This window comes from Roseateles sp. P1_C1_2, assembly GCF_056406535.1.
Genome location: NZ_JBFUAB010000004.1, coordinates 130,250 through 150,766 on the forward strand (window position 1 = coordinate 130,250; position 20,517 = coordinate 150,766).

The 20,517-nt window shown below is 70.0% G+C and carries 15 protein-coding genes; 12 read left to right on the forward strand and 3 right to left on the reverse strand.

Annotated features, from left to right (window positions below; genetic code table 11):
• Positions 1–87: 87 nt before the first annotated feature.
• The gene (locus AC1D2H_RS05230) at positions 88–1,971 is read left to right on the forward strand and encodes a potassium transporter Kup (protein ID WP_478010147.1); all 1,884 of its coding nucleotides are present in this window, start codon (positions 88–90) and stop codon (positions 1,969–1,971) included.
• Positions 1,968–3,290 carry an APC family permease gene (locus AC1D2H_RS05235; protein WP_478010148.1) on the forward strand — a complete coding sequence of 441 codons (1,323 nt, stop codon included), beginning with the start codon at positions 1,968–1,970 and terminating at the stop codon, positions 3,288–3,290. The genes AC1D2H_RS05230 and AC1D2H_RS05235 overlap by 4 nt, the downstream gene beginning before the upstream one ends.
• On the opposite strand, the gene AC1D2H_RS05240 is transcribed toward AC1D2H_RS05235, so the two are convergent.
• Entirely contained in the window at positions 3,287–4,060 is a 774-nt protein-coding gene (locus AC1D2H_RS05240; protein WP_478010149.1) for a class II glutamine amidotransferase, read from the reverse strand. The genes AC1D2H_RS05235 and AC1D2H_RS05240 overlap by 4 nt on opposite strands.
• A gap of 42 nt (positions 4,061–4,102) precedes the next feature.
• Here AC1D2H_RS05240 and AC1D2H_RS05245 point away from each other — a divergent pair, with 42 nt between their 5' ends.
• From AC1D2H_RS05245 to AC1D2H_RS05265, 5 genes are all read left to right on the forward strand, one after another.
• On the forward strand, positions 4,103–5,281 hold the full coding sequence (locus AC1D2H_RS05245) for a benzoate/H(+) symporter BenE family transporter (protein WP_478010150.1): 1,179 nt from the start codon (positions 4,103–4,105) through the stop codon (positions 5,279–5,281).
• A 149-nt stretch (positions 5,282–5,430) separates the two neighbouring features.
• A complete protein-coding gene (locus AC1D2H_RS05250; RefSeq protein ID WP_477927824.1) occupies positions 5,431–6,384 on the forward strand; it encodes a DUF535 family protein in 954 nt (317 codons plus the stop codon).
• A 49-nt stretch (positions 6,385–6,433) separates the two neighbouring features.
• Complete coding sequence (gene gshB / locus AC1D2H_RS05255) at positions 6,434–7,393, forward strand: glutathione synthase (protein ID WP_478010151.1); 960 nt, start codon at positions 6,434–6,436, stop codon at positions 7,391–7,393.
• Positions 7,390–9,075 carry a DUF885 domain-containing protein gene (locus AC1D2H_RS05260; protein WP_478010152.1) on the forward strand — a complete coding sequence of 562 codons (1,686 nt, stop codon included), beginning with the start codon at positions 7,390–7,392 and terminating at the stop codon, positions 9,073–9,075. Before gshB ends, AC1D2H_RS05260 begins: the two co-directional genes overlap by 4 nt.
• A 58-nt stretch (positions 9,076–9,133) precedes the next feature.
• On the forward strand, positions 9,134–9,589 hold the full coding sequence (locus tag AC1D2H_RS05265; protein WP_478010153.1) for a DUF4124 domain-containing protein: 456 nt from the start codon (positions 9,134–9,136) through the stop codon (positions 9,587–9,589).
• A gap of 14 nt (positions 9,590–9,603) precedes the next feature.
• Here the strand turns inward: AC1D2H_RS05265 and AC1D2H_RS05270 are convergent, their stop codons facing one another.
• Both AC1D2H_RS05270 and AC1D2H_RS05275 read right to left on the reverse strand, forming a co-directional pair.
• On the reverse strand, positions 9,604–11,532 hold the full coding sequence (locus tag AC1D2H_RS05270; protein WP_478010154.1) for a hypothetical protein: 1,929 nt from the start codon (positions 11,530–11,532) through the stop codon (positions 9,604–9,606).
• A 33-nt stretch (positions 11,533–11,565) separates the two neighbouring features.
• A complete protein-coding gene (locus tag AC1D2H_RS05275; protein WP_478010155.1) occupies positions 11,566–12,780 on the reverse strand; it encodes a flavin-dependent oxidoreductase in 1,215 nt (404 codons plus the stop codon).
• A 55-nt stretch (positions 12,781–12,835) separates the two neighbouring features.
• Between AC1D2H_RS05275 and AC1D2H_RS05280 the strand changes: the two genes are divergently transcribed.
• The 5 genes from AC1D2H_RS05280 to AC1D2H_RS05300 all read left to right on the forward strand — a co-directional run bounded on the left by AC1D2H_RS05280 (position 12,836) and on the right by AC1D2H_RS05300 (position 20,155).
• A complete protein-coding gene (locus AC1D2H_RS05280; protein ID WP_477927836.1) occupies positions 12,836–13,369 on the forward strand; it encodes a MarR family winged helix-turn-helix transcriptional regulator in 534 nt (177 codons plus the stop codon).
• Positions 13,366–14,328 (forward strand): Bug family tripartite tricarboxylate transporter substrate binding protein, encoded by a 963-nt coding sequence (locus AC1D2H_RS05285; RefSeq protein ID WP_478010156.1) that lies wholly within the window; start codon positions 13,366–13,368, stop codon positions 14,326–14,328. Before AC1D2H_RS05280 ends, AC1D2H_RS05285 begins: the two co-directional genes overlap by 4 nt.
• 28 nt (positions 14,329–14,356) lie before the next feature.
• On the forward strand, positions 14,357–16,765 hold the full coding sequence (locus AC1D2H_RS05290; protein WP_478010157.1) for a tetratricopeptide repeat protein: 2,409 nt from the start codon (positions 14,357–14,359) through the stop codon (positions 16,763–16,765).
• Positions 16,762–18,891, forward strand: coding sequence for an FUSC family protein (locus tag AC1D2H_RS05295; RefSeq protein ID WP_478010158.1), 2,130 nt, complete (start codon positions 16,762–16,764; stop codon positions 18,889–18,891). Before AC1D2H_RS05290 ends, AC1D2H_RS05295 begins: the two co-directional genes overlap by 4 nt.
• Positions 18,892–19,054: 163 nt before the next feature.
• Positions 19,055–20,155 carry an S-(hydroxymethyl)glutathione dehydrogenase/class III alcohol dehydrogenase gene (locus tag AC1D2H_RS05300; protein ID WP_478010237.1) on the forward strand — a complete coding sequence of 367 codons (1,101 nt, stop codon included), beginning with the start codon at positions 19,055–19,057 and terminating at the stop codon, positions 20,153–20,155.
• The last annotated feature ends 362 nt before the right edge of the window (positions 20,156–20,517 follow it).

Below are 20,517 nucleotides of genomic sequence, written 5' to 3' on the forward strand. Positions count from 1 at the left end.
TTTTGCTGCACTGCACAAAACCCCAAAAGCGGGCGCAGAATCCCCACTTTCGAACAAACGCCACCCCAAGCCGGTGGTCTTCGCGAAGTGAGTTCTTCTCATGCGGCCCGCAGCCCCTCGGCGCTGGCGGGTCTGACCCTCGGGGCTCTCGGAGTGGTCTATGGCGACATCGGCACCAGCCCGTTGTACGCCCTCAAAGAGGTTTTCCACGGCGGCCATGTCGCCACCACGCCAGACAACATCCTCGGCGTGCTGTCCCTGCTGTTCTGGACGCTGACCGTCGTCGTCTCGATCAAGTATGTGCTGCTGATCCTGCGCGCCGACAACAACGGCGAGGGCGGCCTGATCGCCATGCTGGCGCTGGCCACCAACGCCGTGAACGACAAGCCGCCGCTGCGCCGCACGCTGATGCTGGTGGGCCTGTTCGGCACCGCCATCTTCTTCGGCGACGCCGTCATCACGCCGGCCATGACGGTGCTGGGTGCCGTCGAGGGCATCGACGTCTACGAGCCCCAGCTGCACGATGCCATCCTGCCGATCACGCTGATCGTCATGGTCGGCCTGTTCGCCGTGCAGCGCTTCGGCACCGGCGGCATCGGCAAGGCCTTCGGGCCCATCATGATGCTGTGGTTCCTGACGCTGGTGGCCCTGGGCCTGCCGCACATCTTCGACAACCCGCGCGTGCTGGCGGCCGTCAACCCGGCGTATGCGCTGCACTTCTGCCTTGAATACCGCTGGGTGGCCTTCGTCGCACTGGGCGCCGTCGTCCTCGTCGTCACGGGTGGCGAGGCGCTGTATGCGGACCTCGGCCATTTCGGCAAGAAGCCCATCCGCATCGCCTGGTATGGCGTTGTCATGCCGTCCTTGGTGATCAACTACTTCGGCCAGGGCGCCATGCTGCTGGACAACCCCGAAGGCGTGAAGAACCCCTTCTTCCTGCTGGCGCCGGGCTGGGCCGAGATCCCCCTCTTCCTGCTGGCCACGGCCGCCGCCATCGTTGCGTCCCAGGCCCTGATCACGGCCGCCTTCTCGGTCACCAAGCAGGCCATCCAGCTCGGCATCCTGCCGCGGCTGCGCGTGCTGCACACCAGCGTGCGTGACACCGGCCAGATCTATGTGCCCTTCATCAACTGGGGCCTGTTCGCCCTGGTCGTCGTCGCCGTCGTCTTCTTCGGGTCGTCCACCAAGCTGGCGGGCGCCTACGGCGTGGCCGTCACCATCGACATGACGATCACGACGGTGATGACCTTCTTCGTCATCCGCTACGGCTGGAAATACCCGCTGGCGCTGTGCATTGCCGCCACAGGCGTCTTCTTCCTCATCGACGTGACCTTCCTGGCTTCCAATCTGCTGAAGATCGCCGCCGGCGGCTGGTTCCCGCTCTTGATCGGCATCGGCATGTTCACGCTGATGCTGACCTGGAAGCAGGGCCGCAAGCAGCTGTCCGACAAGCTGCGCGAGGACGCCATCGAGCTGGACACCTTCCTCGAGGCCGTCTTCATCAATCCGCCGACGCGCGTCGCCGGCACGGCCGTCTTCCTGTCGTCCGAGAAGGGCTCCACGCCCAATGCGCTGCTGCACAACCTCAAGCACAACAAGGTGCTGCACGAGCAGAACGTCTTCGTCACCGTCAAGCACCACGAAGTGCCGTGGGTCGGTTTCGAGAAGCGCTGCGAGGTCGAGGCCCTGGGCCACTGCTGCTGGCAGGTGGCCCTGCACTTCGGCTTCAAGAACGAGCCCGACGTGCCCGAGGCCCTGGCCTTGTTGAAGAAGCATGGCGTGCAGCTCGACGAGATGGAGACCAGCTACTTCCTCAGCCGCGACATCGTCATCCCGACCATCGGTTCGGGCATGGCGCTGTGGCGCGAGAAGCTGTTCGCCAGCATGCACCGCAACGCGGCCGCGGCCGCCGACTTCCTGCACCTGCCGACCAACCGCATCGTCGAGTTGGGTTCCAAGGTCGAGATTTGAGCCTGGCCACGCCGGAGCGCCGCCTGGGTGCCCGGCACGCGGGCGCGCTGTGCGTCGGCATGGTCGTCGGCGCCGGCATCTTCAAGACCTCGCCCATGGTGGCGCAGTCCCTGCCCGATGCCGGCCAGCTCTATCTCGCCTGGGCCCTGGGCGGCGTGCTGTCCTTCGTCGGCGCGCTGTGCTTTGCCGAGCTGGCTGCGGCCTTTCCGGACGCCGGCGGCGACTACCACTTCCTCAGCCGCGCCTATGGCCGGCGCCTGGGCTTCTTGTTCGCGTGGTCGCGCTTCGGCGTCATCCACACCGGCTCGATGGCGCTGCTGGGCTTTGTCTTCGGGGACTATCTCGGCCAGGTGGTGGACCTGAGCCCCTGGCTGGGGTCCCATGCCAGCGCGCTGCTGGCAGCGGTGCTGATCGTGTTGCTGACCGGGCTCAACCTGCTGGGCGTGCGCGTCGGCCTGGGCACGCAGCTCGGCCTGACGACCTTGGTGATGGTCGGCCTGCTGCTGCTCGGCCTGGCTGGCGGTGCTCACCAGCTCGGCGGCCTGCCGCCGGCCAGCGTGGGCGCGGCGACGGCGGGCACCGACTGGGGCGTGGCCATGGTCTTCGTCTTCCTGGCCTATGGCGGCTGGAGCGATGCGGCGACGCTGTCGGCCGAGATGCGCGACGAGAAGCGCGGCATCGTCCGCGCGCTGTTGCTGGGGCTGGGCGTGGTGATGGCCCTCTATCTGCTGGCCAACTGGGCCTATGTGAGCGTGCTGGGTCTGCCCGGCCTGGCGCGCAGCGAGGCGCCGGCAGCCGAGCTGATGCGCATCGCCTTCGGCCGTGGCGCTGAACTGCTGATGGTGGGCGTCGTCACGCTGACGGCGCTGTCGGTGATGAACGCCATCCTCATCGCCGGCCCGCGCACCACCTATGCCGCCGCGCGCGACCTTGCATCCGAATGGCGGCTTGCGCACTGGAATGCACGCCGCGGCACGCCCAGCGCGGCCGTCGTCGCGACTGCCCTCGTGGCCCTGCTGCTGGTGGCCCTGGGCGACGTCACGCGCGGCGGCTTCTCGACCATGGTGGACTATCTGTCGCCGGTCTACTGGTTCTTCCTGGTGCTCAGCGGCGGGGCGCTGATCGTGCTGCGCCGCCGCGAGCCCGAGCGGCCGCGGCCGTTTCGCGTGCCGCTGTATCCGTGGCTGCCACTGCTGTTCAGCGCCTGCAGTGCCTATCTTTTGTGGGCCAGCCTGGTCTATGTGAAAGCAGGCGCCGTCGTCGGCGTGGCCGTGCTGGCCACCGGGGCCCTGCTGCTGGTCTTCATCGGCAGGCGTTAACTGCCGCAGAGCAGCCGGCGCTCGATGCGCCCGTCGTGCACATGCACGAGCTCGCCCTTGGCCAGCGGCTGCCAGGCCTCGGCGTCGTCGCCCAGCGGCTCCGAAGCGATCGCCCAGCCGCCCGGCTGGGGCTTGAGGTAGAGGCTGGGCGGCTTGTCATCGCTGGCCCAGCGCACGGCCCACAGCTGCTCGCCATCCGCGAGGGCCGCGGAGAAGCGCAGCGGCGTCGTGATGCCGCGCTCCTGCATCGCCGCCACCGTGTCCAGCAAGACCTGGCGCGTCGCGGCTTCGACCGTCGCGCCGGCCTGCACGCCGCCCATGATGAGCAGGAAGAGCAGCTCCGAATCCGTGGCGCCGCGCTTCAGGTCATAGAGCTCGTCGGAGAGCTGCGCCTCCATGCCGCGGCGCAGGCGCGGGAAGTCGCCGATCTGGCCGTTGTGGATGAAGAGAAAGCGCCCGAGATGGAAGGGGTGGCAGTTCTGCCGGGACACGCCGCCGCCGGTCGCCGCCCGCACATGGGCCATGAAGAGATGCGAGCGCACATTCGCGCACAGGGCCATCAGGTTGTCGTCGCTCCAGGCCGGCATCACCTCGCGGTAGACGCCCGGCGTGTCGCGCTCGCCATACCAGCCGATGCCGAAGCCGTCGCCATTGGTCACCGACTTGGCTTCCGAAGCCTGCAGGCTCTGGCGCACCAGCGAATGGCGCGGTTTGCAGACCAGGTCTTCCAGAAAGATCGCATCGCCCGAGTAGGCGAGGAAACGGCACATCCGCAGGCCTGTCGTTGATGAAGTGGTGGCTATGCTGGCCGCATGACACGCTTGCTGCAAGACTTTTCGCCGTCCACTGTCGTTGCCGGCTTCGTGGCGGTGCTGGTGGGCTACACCAGCTCGGTGGCCATCATCTTCCAGGCCACCGTCGCCCTCGGCGCCACGCCGGCCCAGACCGCCTCCTGGCTGTGGGCCCTGGGCCTGGGCATGGGCGTCACCAGCCTGGCCCTGAGCCTGTGGACGCGCCAGCCCGTGCTGACGGCCTGGTCCACGCCGGGCGCGGCCCTGCTGGCCTCGACCTCGGGCGTCGAGATGCCCGAAGCCATCGGCGCCTTCATCGTGTGCGGCCTGCTGATCGCCTGGGCCGGCGCCAGCGGCTGGTTCGAGAAGCTGATGGACCGCATCCCCGTGGCCATCGCCTCGGCCCTGCTGGCCGGCGTGCTGGCGCGCTTCGGCCTCGAGGCGGTGACGAGCACGAAAACGGCGCCCGAGCTCGTCCTCGCCATGGCGGCGGCCTATCTGGCCGGCCGGCGGCTGTGGCCGCGCTATGCGGTGCCGGGTGTGTTGATCGCCGGCGTCATCGTGGCCCTGGCCCAGGGGCGCTTGAGCTTTGCCGGTGTCGACACCTCCCAGGTCTTCGCGCTGCCGCTCTGGACGGCGCCGCAGTTCAGCTGGCATGCCGCCATCGGCGTGGCCCTGCCGCTCTTCATCGTCACCATGGCCTCGCAGAACCTGCCCGGCGTCGCGGCCCAGCGCGCCAGTGGCTACCAGACGCCCGTGTCTGCCAGCATCGCCATCACGGGCGCGGCGACGACGCTGCTGGCGCCCTTCGGCGGCTATGCCTTCAACCTGGCCGCCATCACGGCCGCCATCTGCATGGGCCGCGAGGCGCATGAGGACCCGGCACGGCGCTACACGGCCAGCGTCGCGGCGGGCCTGTTCTATGTGCTGCTCGGCCTGGCCGGCGGCGCCGTCGCCATTCTGCTGTCGGCCTTCCCGCGCGAGCTCGTCGCGGCCATCGCGGGCCTGGCCCTGCTGGGCACCATCGCCGGTGCGCTGGCCGGCGCGTTGAAGGACGAGGGCCATCGCGACGCGGCCATCCTGACCTTCCTCGTCTGCCTGTCCGGCATCAGCGTTTTCGGCATCGGCGCGGCCTTCTGGGGCGTGGTGGCGGGCGGTGTCGCCACCGTCGTCGCGGCCTGGCGTCGCCCCGCCGTGTAAGCGGCGCGCCTTAAGTCACGCAAGTCACGCCCGGGACTTCCCCGCCCTCGGATCGAGGGGCGCGGCGGCGCTTTCATGTCCGCTATCTGTCGATAATCTGTCTCGAAGCTGTCAATGTAGGGCCGCCCCGGCGGCTTTTCCTTCGAGTCGTGACCCCCACCACCGCGCCAGATTGGCCCAGCCCCGTGCCGCCCAGCGGCCTGCAGTTGCTGAGCCGCGTGGCCGGCAATGCCTGGCGGCGGGCCCGCGCCCAGGGCCTGCCCGATGGCCTGCGCGTGCTGCTCGGCGGCGGCCGCATGCTTGGCGAGCGCGAGGGCCTCGCCCGGCTCTTCGCCATTCCCGCGTTCGCGCGGCTGATGGCCGCCCAGCCCCAGGCCGACGCCTTCTTCTTCATCAGCCACCGCCACTTCCTGTCGCGCGGCTTCGGCAGCACCGAGCGCCTGGCCTGCGTGCTCGACCATTTCCAGTTCGAGCAGACCCACTTCCTGCCGGCCCTGCTGCCGGCCCTGCATGGCGACGGCCTGTTGCTGTGGCGAAACCTGGCGGGCTACGACGTCCGCCTGCGGGCCAACGCGGCCACCCGCCACGAGGGCCCGCTCAGCCTCGTGCTGCGCCACCGCGGCGAGACCCTGCATGAGCTGTCTTTCGCCTGGATCGACGCCAGCCGCCTCGGGCCCGACGCCGGTGGTGGCCCGGTGCTGTTCGCCACGCGCAACCAGTCCCTGCGCTCGGAAGAGCCGGCGCTGGCGCGCTTTCGCGCCGAGTTCCCGCAGAACTCGCCCGCCTATTTCGCGTTTGCCGCGCTGAACGGCCTCACCCGCGCCCTCGGGCAGACGCGCGTCGTTGGCGTGCGCGACACGCAGCAGATCGCCTTCGAGTCCTGCTACGCGGCCGGCTTCAGGCGCTCCTACGACGACTTCTGGCTCGGCTTTGGTGGCCTGCCCCTGGCCCGGCACGGCGTGGAGATCCGGGTGCCCGTCTCTGTCGCGGCCATGTCCGAGCTGAAGGCCAAGCACCGCACCCGGGCCCGCCAGCGGCGCGAGCACTGGCGCAGCATTGCCGCCGCCGCCGAGGCGGCGCTGAGTCCCTACGTCAGAGGCTGAGGGCGGCCCTGTGCAACACTGGCTGACGCCCTAATCGCATCGCCAGACCATGAAGCTGCTCTTCGTCGCCGACCCACTCGACACCTTCAAGACCTACAAGGACTCCACCTTTGCCATGATGCGCGAGGCCACCCGGCGCGGCCACAGCATCGTTGCCTGCGAGGTCGGCCAGCTCGTCTGGCTGCGCGGCGGCCGCGTGACGGCGCGCGGTGCGCGCCACATCACGCTGACCGGTCAGAATCAGAAAGACGGGCACGACTGGTTCAAGGTCGAAGCCACCGCCGATGTCGCGCTGGCCGACGTCGATGCGGTGCTGATGCGCAAGGACCCGCCCTTCGACAGCGAGTTCTTCTACGCCACCCATCTGCTCAGCCAGGCCGAGCGCGAAGGCGCCAAGGTCTTCAACCGCGCCAGCGCGCTGCGCGAGCACCCCGAGAAGCTCGCCATCCTCGAGTTCCCGCAGTTCATCTCGCCGACCCTGGTCACGCGCGACCCGGCCGAGATCCGCGCCTTCCATGCCGAGCAGCGCGACATCATCCTGAAGCCCCTGGACGGCATGGGCGGCATGGGCATCTTCCGCGTCAAGGACGACGGCCTGAACCTCGGCAGCATCATCGAGACGCTGAACAAGGAAGGTACGCAGACGGTCATGGTGCAGCGCTTCATCCCGGCCATCACCGAGGGCGACAAGCGCATCCTCATCATCGGCGGCAAGCCGGTGCCACATTGCCTGGCGCGCATCCCGCAGGGCAATGAAGTGCGCGGCAACCTGGCGGCCGGCGGCAAGGGCGTGGCACGCGAGCTGACCGCTCGCGACCGCGAGATCGCCGAATACCTCGGCCCCATCCTGGCCACGCGCGGCCTGCTGCTGGTGGGCCTGGACGTCATCGGCGAGAACGTCACCGAGATCAACGTGACCAGCCCGACCTGCTTCCAGGAGATCACCGACCAGAGCGGCTTCGACGTCGCGAAGATGTTCGTCGACGCGCTCGAGGAGGCCATGGCATGAAGCGCCGCGACTTCACGGCCCTGGGCCTGGCCGCCTTCGCCGTTCCGGCCATGGCCGAAGACAGCTTCATCGGCATGCAGAGCGAGCGCTTCCTCGAAGCCCTGTGGAAGCTCGACCCCGACGCCGCGGTGATGGCCGGCCGCTTCGAGTTCGCAGGCCGCGTGACCCTGCCCAGCGATGCGCAGCGCCAGCGCATGCGGACCTTCCTGACGGAGCGTTTGGGCGTTTTCGAAACCGTGCCCGACGCGCGTTTGAGCACCAGTGACCGCATGGATCGCGCCTTGCTGGTCGGCAAGCTCCAGAGCGACCTCTGGCGCCTGGACACGCTGCGCGAATGGTCGTGGAACCCGTCCGAGCACAACCCGGCGGCGCCGCTGGACCTGCTGCTGAACACCGACTACGCGCCGCTGCCCGCGCGGCTGAAGGCGCTCAAGCCGCGCATCGCGGCGCTGCCGGCCTATTACCGCGCGGCCCAGGCCAGCTTGGCCGGCGTCACGCGCGAGCACACGGAGCTGGCCATCCAGCAGGCGCCGGGCGTGCTCGGCGTGCTGGACGACATCGCCAAGCGTGCCGCCGAGGCGGGCCAGGCGGCCGCCCTCAAGGCGCCGCTGGCCCAGGCCCGCGCCGCGGTGAACGGCTATGTGGCCCACCTGAAGCGGCTCAAGCCGGTGCGGGGCTTTCGCCTCGGCGCCGAGCTCTACGAGCCCAAGTTCGCCCACGACATCCAGTCCGCCCGCACGGCCAAGGAGACCTACGAGCTGGCCCTGCAGCGCCGCGAGGAGGTGCTGGCCAGCATGCTCACGCAAGCCACCGCGCTGTGGCCGACCGTCATCGGCAGCGAGACGCCGCCCGCCGACCGCTTCGCGCTGATCGGCCGCGTCATCGCCAAGTTGAGCGAGCGCCATGTGGCGCGCGAACGCTTCGTCGACGAGATCCGCGCGCAGATCCCGCAGCTCGAAGCCTGGGTGCGCGAGAAGGACCTGCTGAGCCAGGACGCCAGCAAGCCGCTGGCGGTGCGCGAGACGCCCGAGTACCAGCGCGGCGTGGCCGGCGCCAGCATCGAGGCGCCCGGCGCCTACCGGCCGCAGGACCGCACCTATTACAACGTCACGCCGCTGGACGACCTGACGCCCGAGCAGGCCGAGAGCAGCCTGCGCGAATACAACCACTGGATCCTGCAGATCCTCAACATCCACGAAGCCATCCCGGGCCACTACACCCAGCTCGTGCACGCCAACCGCGCGCCGAGCAAGGTCAAGGCCCTGTTCGGCAACGGCGCGATGGTGGAGGGCTGGGCCGTCTACGGCGAGCGCATGATGATCGAGAGCGGCTACGGCGCCTCGCCCGAAATGACGTTGATGTACGGCAAATGGCATCTGCGCTCGGTCACCAACACCGTGCTCGACTACAGCGTGCACGTGCTCGGCATGAGCGAGGCCGACGCGGTGGACCTGCTGACCCGCCAGGCCTTCCAGACCCAGCGCGAGGCGACCGAGAAGTGGCGCCGCGTGCAGCTGAGCTCCGTGCAGCTGACCAGCTATTTCAGCGGCTACAGCGAGATTTTTGCGCTGCGCGAGGCCTTGAAGGCCAAGCCGGGGTTCAGCCTCAAGGCCTTCCACGAGCAGTTCCTCAGCTATGGCAATGCGCCGGTGCGGCTCATCGCAGCGGAAATGCTGAAGTGAGCTGGACCCTGCGATAGGGCGTCAGAGGCCGAAGCTGTTGCCAACCGCGAGGCGATCCATGCGCATCCACCTGCACCGCATTCCTTTCCCGCTTCTGGCGCTACTGCTGGGGGCGGCCTTGTCGGCGCCTGCGAATGCGCAGGTCTACAAGTGCACCGACGTTGCGGGCAAGACGGCCTACCAGTCGAAACCTTGCCCGGACTCGGCACGCAGCGTGCCGATCGAGGGGCGGGCGCTCCCGTCGCTGCCGGCCTTGCCGGCCAATGCGTCGATGGCGGAGATGCGCCAGATCGTCGCGGCCCAGTGCGTGGCCCAGGGCCCGCGCAGCTCGCCGGACGTCGCTCGCATCGCGGCCGGGCAGCCGCGCAAGTTCCGCGACTTCTGCGAATGCTCGGCGGACAACACCGTGGCCCAGCTCGGGAAGGTCAAGGAGATCCTGGACGGTGGCGACAAGGCCGGGATCGAGCGTTTGGGCACACAGGTCGGGCTGGCCTGCGCCTCGCACCTGCAGTAGGCCCGGCCCGCGTTTCAAAGCCTGAAGCGGTCATGCACCCGCGGCGCCGTTGCCGCGGCGTCGTCATTGCGCCAGACCGGCCCGGGCTGGCTTGAACGCCGCCAGCGCCGCGGCACGCGGTCGATGGCGATGAACCAGGCCTGCAGCCCACCATCCGGCGCGATGCGAAAACGCAGGAATCCCTTGTGGTCCTGCCCATCCAGCGCCGAGTAGCCGTTGTTGGTCAGCAGGCCCAGCCGGCACATCAGCGCCAGATAGCCGCCGAACAGCGCCGAGCCCAGCACGGCGCCGCCGGCGAACACGCCCGCGCCGACGAGCAGCGAATGCAGGATCAGCCCCAGCGACTGGTCGCGGCTGCCCAGGCCCGCCCACAGGCTGACGGCCTGGTGCATGAAGAACTCCAGGCTGAACACGGCCACCACGTGCACCGCGGCATGCACGGCGCCCATGCCCCAGGTGGCGGCCCAGCGCGTCGTGCGGCCGTCGTCGGGCGACAGCTCGTCCACGGCCTCGCGGCCCATGGCCATGCAGCCGAAGGCCATCAGCAGGTTGATCAGGAAACCCAGCGGGCTGAACACCATGGCCTTGAGCCACAGGCCCAGCACGTCGACGTACTCGCCCGGCCCGTAGACCCAGAGCGGCTGGAAGCCGTCGGCCCGGAAGGACCAGGAGAAGGGGCTGGAGTTCAGATAGGCGTTGAACCAGTACAGCGCGCCGAGCAGCACGGCGAAGCCGACATTGCCATTGCCGCCTTCGCGCTGATTCCAAAGCTTGGGCAGGAAGGCGAACAGGTTGCGCCAGGCGCGGCCCCGCGATGCGGCCGCCGCCGGGTAGACGGTGGCCTCCTGGCGTTCGAAGCGCTCGCCGCGGCTGCGCCGGCCCGTCAGGCCGATCTTCAGCGCCGGCGTCTCGGTGCGCGGTTCGGGCGGGATGCAGTCCTCGGTGTCGAAGGCCTGCAGCCGCACCGGCCGCGTCGTCGTCCGGGTGTGGGTCGGGTGGGTGAAGGCGCCGCCGCAGCCGCAGGTGACGAGGTGGCCGTCGCGCGCCGTGTCCGCCGCATCCCAGCGCATGTAGTGGTGCAAATCGCCCGCCAGCCGCAGCCGGATGCGGCCGCGCAGCAGGCCCTCCAGGCGCTGGTAGCGCTTGGGATGGCTCTCGTCGGCGCCGTCGCCGATGGGGCGGGTCCAGTAGGGCTCGGGGTAGATCAGCATGACCTTGTCGTCGGGGCCTATGACCGGCGGCTTGCCATGGCCACCGATGGCCAGCATCTCGAACTGTTCGTACTGGTCGCGGTCGATGTCGTGGGTCAGCGCGAAATCCAGCGCCAGTGCCCACCAGCCGCCGGGCAGCTTCACGCAGAAATAGGACTGGCGCTGCGGGATGTCGGCGCCCAGCAGCGGCGCCGAGTCGTAGCCGCGCACGAAATAGCGGCTGAAGGTGGAGGCCGAGTCCATCCAGTCGTGGTTCTGCGGCACGGCCGCCAGCGTCAGCCGCCGGCCGCGCACCAGGGTGTCGGCAAAGTCGTTGCGCACGGCCTCGAACATCTCGACGAAGCGGTAGCGGTAGTCCTCGGTGCTGGCCGCCGGGTAGGCGAGGTCGCCGCCGAAGAGCAGCACCTGGCCACGCGGCAAGGTCTCGCCGCCGACGCTCAGCTCAGGCGCCAGTGCGGCGCTGGCCACCGCATAGCTGGCGTTGCCGCCATCGCCGGTGTCGGCGATGAAGTCGAACCAGAACTCGCTCTTGAAGCCGCCATCGGTCTCCGGCTGGCTGCGATCGATGATGACCAGCGGTTGGGTCTGGCTCTCGCGGCCATCGCGGTTGCGCAACTGGTCCAGCGACGACAGCACCTGGCGGGCCGCCGTCCACAGGACCTCGGGCTGGTACCAGGCAACCGGGTGGCGGTCGTGGGGCGGGACCGAGCGGCCGAGCTTGAGTTGGGGCATGGGCCGCGATGATCGTCGCGGGCCGGGGCGGGATCAAGCGGCGTTTGTGCGATGGCCGGCGGCGGCCTTGTAGGCGTTGATCTCGGCGGCGACCTCGGCCGGGTCGATGACGTCTTCCAAGCGCGCAAAGCCCTCTGGCGCCAGCGCCTCGACCCGGTCCAGGATGGCATCCAGCCCCTCGCGGCGGTTCATCTCGACGATGCGGGCGCACAAGGGGCGGCGCTCGTCCTCGTAGGCCGCCAGCGCGGCGTCGAGGTCGGCGTGGTTGGACAGCGCGTCGGCCAGGGCCTTCGCGTCCATGATGGCCTGCGTCGCGCCGTTGGAGCCGATGGGGTACATGGGGTGGGCCGCATCGCCCAGCAGCGTCGAGGCCCCAAGCCGCCAGCGCGGCAGCGGGTCGCGGTCCACCATGGGCCATTCCAGCATCTGCTCGGCGCGCGTGATGAGGCCGGGCACGTCCAGCCAGTCGAAGTGCCAGCTGCCGAAGGTGGGCAGCAGGTCGTCCAGCTTGCCGGCGCGGCTCCAGTCGGCGCGGTCGGGGGCCGTCAGGCCCGGCGTGGCTTCATGCACGCGGCGGTCGGCAATCCAGTTGATGAGCTGCAGCCCATCCGCTCGCGGCGCGCCAATCGGGTAGACGACGAACTTGGCCTGGCTGTGGCCGGCCTGCACCATGGTGCGGCCGTCGAGAAAGGGCGGCGCCCAGGACGTGCCGCGCCACATCATGATGCCGCGCCAGCAGGGGGCGCCTTCATCGGGGGCCAGGCGCCGGCGCAGGGCGGAGTGGATGCCGTCGGCGCCGACGATGAGGTCGGCGGCCAGCTCGCGCGGGCCGTCTGCCGTCTCGATCAGCGCGATATTGCCGTCGCGCACGCCGACGACGCGCTGGCCGCTCAGGACCGTGACCTTGGCCGAGGCCTCGTTCCAAAGCCGCATCTGCAACTCGCCGCGGTGGATGCTGAACTGCGGATGGCTGTAGCCGCCAGCGAGGCCGCGCGGGTCGCGGTAGATGGCCTGGCCATGGCGGTTGGCGAACACCAGCGCCGAGGTCTCGATCGCCATGCCGCGCAGGGTCGGCAGCAGGCCCAGTTCGTCCAGCACGCCGACCGCATGCGGCAGCAGGTTGATGCCCACGCCCAGCGGCCTGGGCTCGCGCACCGACTCCAGCACCGTGACCTCGTGGCCGCGCGCCTGCAGCGCCAACGCGGCGGTCAGCCCGCCGATGCCTCCACCCGCAATGACGATGTTCATGTCCTTCAGGGTAAGCGAGATAGTTGCGTACTGCAACAAAAACTAAGCTGATGCTGTGAGCAAGACTGACAGCCTCGATGCCGTAACGCCCGAAGGCCTGATGCTGCCCGTGCCCGGCGTGGACTACGGTTCGCTGGACGGCCTGCTCGGCTATGCGCTGCGCCGCGCGCAGAACGCCCTCTATCTCGACTTCTACCGGGCCACCGCCGAGTGGGATGTCAGCCCGCAGCGCTATGCCGCGCTGGTGCTGATTGCGCGCAACCCCGGCCTGCGCCAGGGCCTGCTGGGCCAGGCCATGGGCCTGCACCGCAGCGGCGCGCTGCGCCTGACGGACTGGCTCACCGCCCAGGGCTGGGCCGAGCGCCGCGATGCACCCGATGACGCGCGCGCCTGGGGCCTCTACCTCACGCCCAATGGCAGGCGCCGGCTGGTCAAGCTGGAAGCCGCCGTCGCCGAACATGACCGCACCCTGCTGGCCGCCCTCGGCGAGCAGGGCGCCGCACTCAAGGCCGGCCTGGAGCGCCTCGCCTGGGTCGCCACCGCGCAATCCGCCGCCCCCGACAACAAACCCAGGAGACAGAAACCATGATGGACAGACGCCACCTTCTTGCCGCGCTCGCGGCCGCCCCCTTTGCTGCCCGCGCCCAGGGCCAGCCGCCGCGCATCCTCGTCGGCTTCCCGGCCGGCGGCTCGGTGGACACGACGGCCCGCCGCATCGCCGAGTTCGGCCGCGGCAAGCTGGCCGAGACGGTCCTTGTCGAGCAGAAGGTGGGGGCCGGCGGCCGCATTGCCATCGCCGCGCTGAAGGACGCAGCGCCCGACGGCCAGACGCTGCTGATCAGCCCGTCGTCGATGTTCACCATCTACCCGCATGCCTACCGCAAGCTGGCCTACAACCCGGCGACGGACGTCATCGCCGTCGCGCCGCTGGCCCTGTCCACCTGCGGCTTCGGGGTCGGCCCCATGGTGCCGGCCACGGTGAAGACGCTGGCCCAGTTCGCCGACTGGGCCAAGGCCAACCCGGACAAGGCCGCCTACGCCTCGCCCGCCGCGGGCGCCATGCCCCACTTCCTGGGCAACCAGTTCGAGCATGCCGCCGGGCTGAAGCTCACCCATGCACCCTACCGCGGCGCCGCACCCGGCATGCAAGACCTGATGGGCGGCCAGATCGCCTCGGGCTGCTTCTCCATCGGCGACTTCCTGCCCCACCTCGCCTCGGGCCGCGTGCGCCTGCTCGGCGTGACGGACAAGGCCCGCTCGCGCTTCGTGCCCGACGCACCGACCTTCGAGGAGCAGGGCTTCAAGGGCATCGTCGGCGTCGAGACCTATGGCCTCTTCGTGCCGGCCAAGACGCCGCAGGCCATCGTCGACAAGCTGGCCGAACTGGCCCGCAACGCCGTGCGCGAGCCCAGCGTCATCGAGGCCCTGGGCAAGCTCGGTTTCGAGCCCTTGTCGCTGCCGCCCGCCGACTACACCAGGCGCCTGGCCGCCGAGCGCGACTACTGGGGGCCGGTCGTCAAGGCGTCCGGCTTCTCCTCGGACGATTAGCATGCCGGCTCCACTACATGGAGCCTGAATGCCCTGGCGTCGATTGGCCCTTGGCCTTGCTGTTGGCCTGACCCTGAGTGCCGCGCAGGCGGCAACCGATACCGGCCGCCTGCAGACGCTGCTGACCGAGCAGCAGTACGCGACGGCGCAGACGGACCTGGACGCGCTGTTGCGCGTCCAGCAGCCCGATGCGGCCGAGCGTGGCGTCATCTACCAATGGCTGTTCGCCCGTGATGATGGCGCCGCCGTTGACCGCCGCACGCGCGGCGCGTTGACGGACGCCAAGGCGGAGGCCATCGACCTGCTCGCGGCCGGCCGCCTCGCGTTGGACCGGCGCGACTTCGAGCGCGCCAAGGCCTGCTTCGAGCGCGCACTGGAGAAAGCCACGCGGCCGCTCGACAAGGCGCAAGCCCTGCGCGGCCTGGGTCAGCGCCACTATCAGCTGCGCGAGTTCGATGCCTCGCTGGCCAAGCTTGAACAGGGCATCGCCGAACTTCGCACTGCCGACGGCCTGGCAGCGCTTGCAGACACGCTGATCCGCCTCGGTCGCACCGAGGACGCGATTGCCGCGGCCGAAGGCGCCGTCGCGCTGAACCGCCATCACGAGGCCGCCCACTATCTGCTCGGCAACGGCTATGTGCGCGAGAACTACACCCAACTCGCGGCGCGCCTGGGCGACGGTTTCGCGCCGCTTCTGCTCGATGTGAAGCGGGCCTCCGATGCCTTCGAGAAGGGCGATTTCGACGCTGCCGTGCAGATCAGCCTCGCGGTCCTGCAGCGCTGCCCCCAGCTGGGCCGCGCCCATGCCATCGCGGCTCGCGCCCTGGAGTCGCAACGCTTTCGCATCGACGTCCACCGCGCCGATTACGAGCGCCGCTTTGCCGCTACACCCATGCCCAAGGTGCCCGGCATCGAGCGCTATGTGCTGAACTGGAAGGACCTCTCGCCCCGCCACCAGAAGCGCGTGGCGCTGTCCGTCGCGCCGTGGAAGGCCTTCATCCCGGTGCTGGTGGAGGGCGGCGCCACCCACTTCATCAAGCCGATGTGGATGCGCCTGTCCGAGACGCCGCAGGCCCATGCGCTGAAGGATGCCCGCATCGACTACGACTCGCGGCTGTGGGACGACGTGCGCGGCATGGGCGGCCACTTCACCGTCACCGGCATCGAGGACGTCGAGCGCAGCATCTTCGACAAATACAACACCGTGCTGCACGAGCTGACCCACCAGGTCCACGGCGTGCTGACGGCAGACCAGGCGCGTGGCATCGAGGCCCTCTACCAGCAGGCCAAGGCGCGCGATGCCAAGACCCGCAATGGCTTCCTGTCGCGCTATGCCGGCGGCTCGGTGTGGGAGTACTTCGCCGAGGGCGCCAATGCCGAGGCCTCGCCCCGGCGCGATGCCTATGACGGCCGCGAGATCGTGCGCGAGCGCCTCGTCCAGATGGACCCGGCCCTGCGCGCCGCCATCCAGCGCTTCTATGCCCAGCGCGACACGCGCGCCAGCCTGCCCGTGGCCCTGGTCAATGCCGGCAACCAGAAGCTGGAAGACGGCAAGCTGGCCGAGGCCCGGCCGCTGTTCGCGCGGGCGCTCAAGCTCGCGCCCACCGACGAGCGGGCGCTGACTGCCCAGCTCAATGCGCTGGCCATCGAAGGCGATGGCGCTGCCGTCGGCGAGCTGGCCGCGCGAGCCCTGGCCGCCCATCCACGCAGCGGCGCGCTGCGCGCCGGCGTGGCCGACGCCCTCTGGCACGGCGGACGACCGCTGGCTGGCGAGGTCGTGCCCGGCCTGGCGCGTGATGTCGAGGCACTGAAGGGCGAGGACCGCTTCCGCGTCGACCTGGCGCTGGCCGACTACCACCGACGCCTCGGCGATGTGCCGCGCGCGCTGGCCGCCTACGAAGCCGTGCTGGCCTACCAGGGCGACCAGCCCGAAGCCCTCTGGGGCCGCGCCGCCACGCTGGCCCTGGACGGCCGCTGGGACGAAGCCTTTGTGAAATACGAGGCCGTGCTGCGCCTGCGCACCGGCCTCGTGCCGCTGCGCCGCGACTATGCGCTGGACCTGCTGCGCGCCGGCCGCCGCGATGCCGCGAGAGCCCAGATCAAGGAGACCCTCCTCCTCGACCCGGCCGACCCCGACACCTTGGCCCTCAAGGGCTGGCTGGCCCTGGCCGACGGCGACGCCGCGGCCGCGCGGCTCGCTGCCGAGCAAGCATTGCAGCTGGGCCCCTGGAGCGATCTCGGCGTCATCGTGCAGGCGGCTGCGCTGCAGGCCTTGGGGCAGAGCGAGGCCGCGCAGACGGCGCTGGCGCCGCTGAAGCAGCGCGTCGCCAGCAACGCGCCGCCGCAATACGTCTACCGTCCGGAAAAGTCGGGCTGGTTCTCCGTGCATGAGCTGCCGGCCAGCGAGCGCAAGGTGATGGAGCTCCTCGTCAAGTGAGATTCCTGAAGCGGCTGGAAGCCGCCCATCTGAACGGCCTCAGCGTCGCCCTCGGCGTCGCGGCCACGCATGTTCTCGTCGGCGCGCTGTTCGGCGAGACGGCCGGCCTCGCGGCCGTCGGCGGCGCCGTCTGCGCCAGCCTGACCGATGTGCCCAACCCGCCCCAGCGCGTGCTGCCGCGCGTGTTGCCGGCGGCGGCGGCGGCGGCCGTCGTGACGCTGCTCGTCGGCCTGGCCGACAACTCGCTCACGCTGACCGTGGCGCTGGTCGCGGCCGTCACCTTCCTGTCGCTGATGGCCCTGGCCTGGGGCCTGCGCGCCGGGCCGCTGTCGTTCGCGCCGGTGCTGGCCATGGTCTTCGCGATGGCCTGGGACCGCACCGCCGGCGCCGCCTCGCCCTTGGAGCATGCGCTGTGGGTGGGCCTGGGCGGCTGCGTCTACGCCGGCTGGGCGCGGGCCAGCGCCGTCGTGCTGCGCCACCGCCTGCGTGAGCTGGCGCTGGCGCATGCGCTGCGCGCCACCGAGAAGCGGCTGCGTTCGCGCGCCGAGCGCATCGCGGGTGCGGTGGGCGGGGCCGAGGCGCGCATCCGGGCCTCCATCGCCGATGACGTGCTGCTGGCCGACGCGCTGCAGGCCGCGCGCGACCAGGTCTTCGCCGCGCGCCGCTCGCCGCGCAGCCGCCGCCAGACCGACCTCGTGCTCGGCCTCATCGAGTTGCGCGACCTGTTGCTGGCCAGCCGGCTGGACACCGAGCTGCTGGGCCAGGACTTCCCCGGCCGCCAATGGCGGGCCGCGCTGGCCGACGCGCTGCGCCACCTCGCCGACGTGCTCGCCGCGCTGGCCGACACGCTGGCCTACGGCGCGCCGCTGCCTGAGGTGTCGGCCGAGGCCTGGGCGAAGCAGCTCGCCGCACGGCTGGCCGATGTCAACGCACCGGCGGGCGACTCGCGCAGCCACCTCGTGTCGGCCCTGCAGTCGCGCGTGGGCCATATGCTGGACGACGTCGGCGCCATGGTGGCGCGCCAGGCCGCTCCCGACCAGCCCGACAGCCCGTGGACGCCCGAACGGCTCGCGCCCTTCGTGTCGCCCGAGGGCTGGCCGCTGGCGGCCCTCAAGCCCCACCTCAACCTGCAATCCGGCGTCATGCGCCATGCGCTGCGCTCGGCGCTCGCGCTGTCGTTCGCCTATGCGCTGGGCGCGGCACTGCCCTGGGCCGCCCACCCCTTCTGGCTGATGTTGAGCGTCGCCGTCGTGCTGCGTGGCAACCTGGAGCAGACGCTGTCGCGCCGCAACGAACGCATCATCGGCACGGTGCAGGGCTGCCTGCTCGTGCTGCTGCTCGCGCATGTGCACTGGACGCCGCTGCTGAGCCTGTGCTTCATCGCCGCCGTCGGCACGGCGCATGCCTATGTGAACCGGCGCTACCGCGTCGCCGCCACGGCCGCCACGCTGATGGCCCTGCTGCAGCCGCTGATGCTGGCGCCGGGCAGCAGCCCCTTCATCGGCGAGCGCCTAGCCGACACCGTCATCGGTGCGGGCCTGGCCTGGCTGTTCAGCTTCGTGCTGCCGTCCTGGGAGCGCGCCGCCGCGCCGCGGCTGGGCGCGCAGCTGCGCGGCGCGCTGGCCCGCCATGCGGCCAATATGCTGCGCTGGATGCCGAGCGCCGAAGAGCAGACCGCCCAGCGCCTGAGCCGCCAGCAGGCCTACACGGCACTGGCTGCGCTGGCCGCCACCGCCCAGCGCACGCGCGTCGAACCCGAAAGCGTGCGCCTGCCCGAGGCCGAGATCGAGTCGGCGCTGAGCCACGGCTACCGGCTGATGGCCCTGCTCGGCGCCGTGCAGCATCAGGTGCAGCGACGCACCGAGCGCCTGGATGCCGCCAAGGCTGAGGTCGCACTGCCGCTGGCCCGCACGGCCTGCGTGGATATCCTCAAGGGCGAACCGGCGACGGGAACGGACCCGGCCGAGATTCCCGACGGCGATGCCGGTGCCTGGCCCGAGCATCTGGGCCAGCAGGACCTGACACCCTGGCTGCTGCGGCGCTTGCGCCTGTGCCGCCACGAGGCGCGCGAACTCGTCGCGGCGCTGGACCGGCTGCCTGCCCCTCGCTCAGGCTCGCCGCGCTGAACGCGGGCGACCCTGGTCGGTCCCCCGAGGGGACGGCGATGCTCACGGCATTGAGCCGCGAGCACATCGCCCGCGGTCCGGCTAGGGGCGGCCCGGCGCTCGGCCCGCGGTTTAATGCGCGGTGAGTCATATCGCGTAGCGCTAAGGAGCAATTGACGTGAGCATCCAAACCCGAGCCGCCGTTGCCTGGAAGGCCGGCCAGCCGCTGACCATCGAGACCCTGGACCTGGAGGGCCCCAAGGACGGCGAGGTGCTGGTCGAGGTCAAGGCCACCGGCATCTGCCACACCGACGACTTCACGCTGTCGGGTGCGGATCCCGAAGGCCTGTTCCCGGCCGTGCTCGGCCACGAGGGCGCGGGCGTCGTGCTGGAGAGCAAGGTGCCCTGGCTGAAGGCGGGTGACCACGTCATTCCCCTCTACACGCCGGAATGCCGCGAGTGCAAGTTCTGCCTGAGCCGCAAGACCAACCTCTGCCAGGCGATCCGCTCCACGCAGGGCAAGGGGCTGATGCCCAACGGCACCTCGCGCTTCTCGCTGAACGGCGAGCCCATCTTCCACTACATGGGCACCAGCACGTTCTCGAATCACATCGTCGTGCCCGGCATTGCGCTGGCCAAGATCCGGCCGGACGCGCCCTTCGACAAGGTCTGCTACATCGGCTGCGGCGTGACGACGGGCGTGGGCGCGGTGCTGTTCACGGCCAAGGTGGAGGCGGGCGCCAATGTGGTGGTCTTCGGCCTCGGCGGCATCGGTCTGAACGTCATCCAGGGCGCCAAGATGGTGGGCGCCAACAAGATCATCGGCGTGGACATCAACCCGGCGCGCGAGGCGATGGCGCGGCAGTTCGGCATGACTGACTTCGTCAATCCGAAGGACGTGGGCAATGTCGTCGACCACCTCGTGCAACTGACCGACGGTGGCGCCGACTATTCCTTCGAATGCGTCGGCAATGTGCAGCTGATGCGCCAGGCGCTGGAGTGCACGCACAAGGGCTGGGGCCGCAGCATCATCATCGGCGTGGCGCCGGCGGGGGCGGAGATCAGCACGCGGCCGTTCCAGCTGGTGACGGGGCGGCATTGGGAAGGATCGGCGTTTGGTGGCGCGAGGGGCCGGACCGATGTGCCCAAGATCGTCGATTGGTATATGGACGGGAAGGTGAAGATCGACGAGCTGATCACGCACAAGTTGCCGCTGGAGAGGATCAACGAGGGGTTTGAGTTGATGCGGCGGGGGGAGTCGATTCGGTCGGTGGTGGAGTTTTGAGGAGGTCTTTGCCCAAGGCTTCATGACTCGGTGCAGTGAGCCGGGAATCCGCCCCGGCAGGGCGGGTAACTTTTCTCTGACGCGCCAGAGAAAAGTCACCAAAACAGGAGCGCTAACGCAATCCGCACTCGAGCGGGATCAAGCGCTCGCTTTGCTCGGAACTGGACGGCGCCGTCACGCGACCCGCTTCGCTCTCGCTGCTGTCCCTGTGACGAGCACCGTCCATCGCCCCTTCATGCCGCTTAACGCCGGCGGCACGCCGGGCTCATCAAGAAATACCGAACAGCCGCGCGTTAAGAGGTGCAGTGCGGCGACCAGCGCCGACGGTGACAAGTCAGACGCGAGAGCGCAGCGGTTCGCTT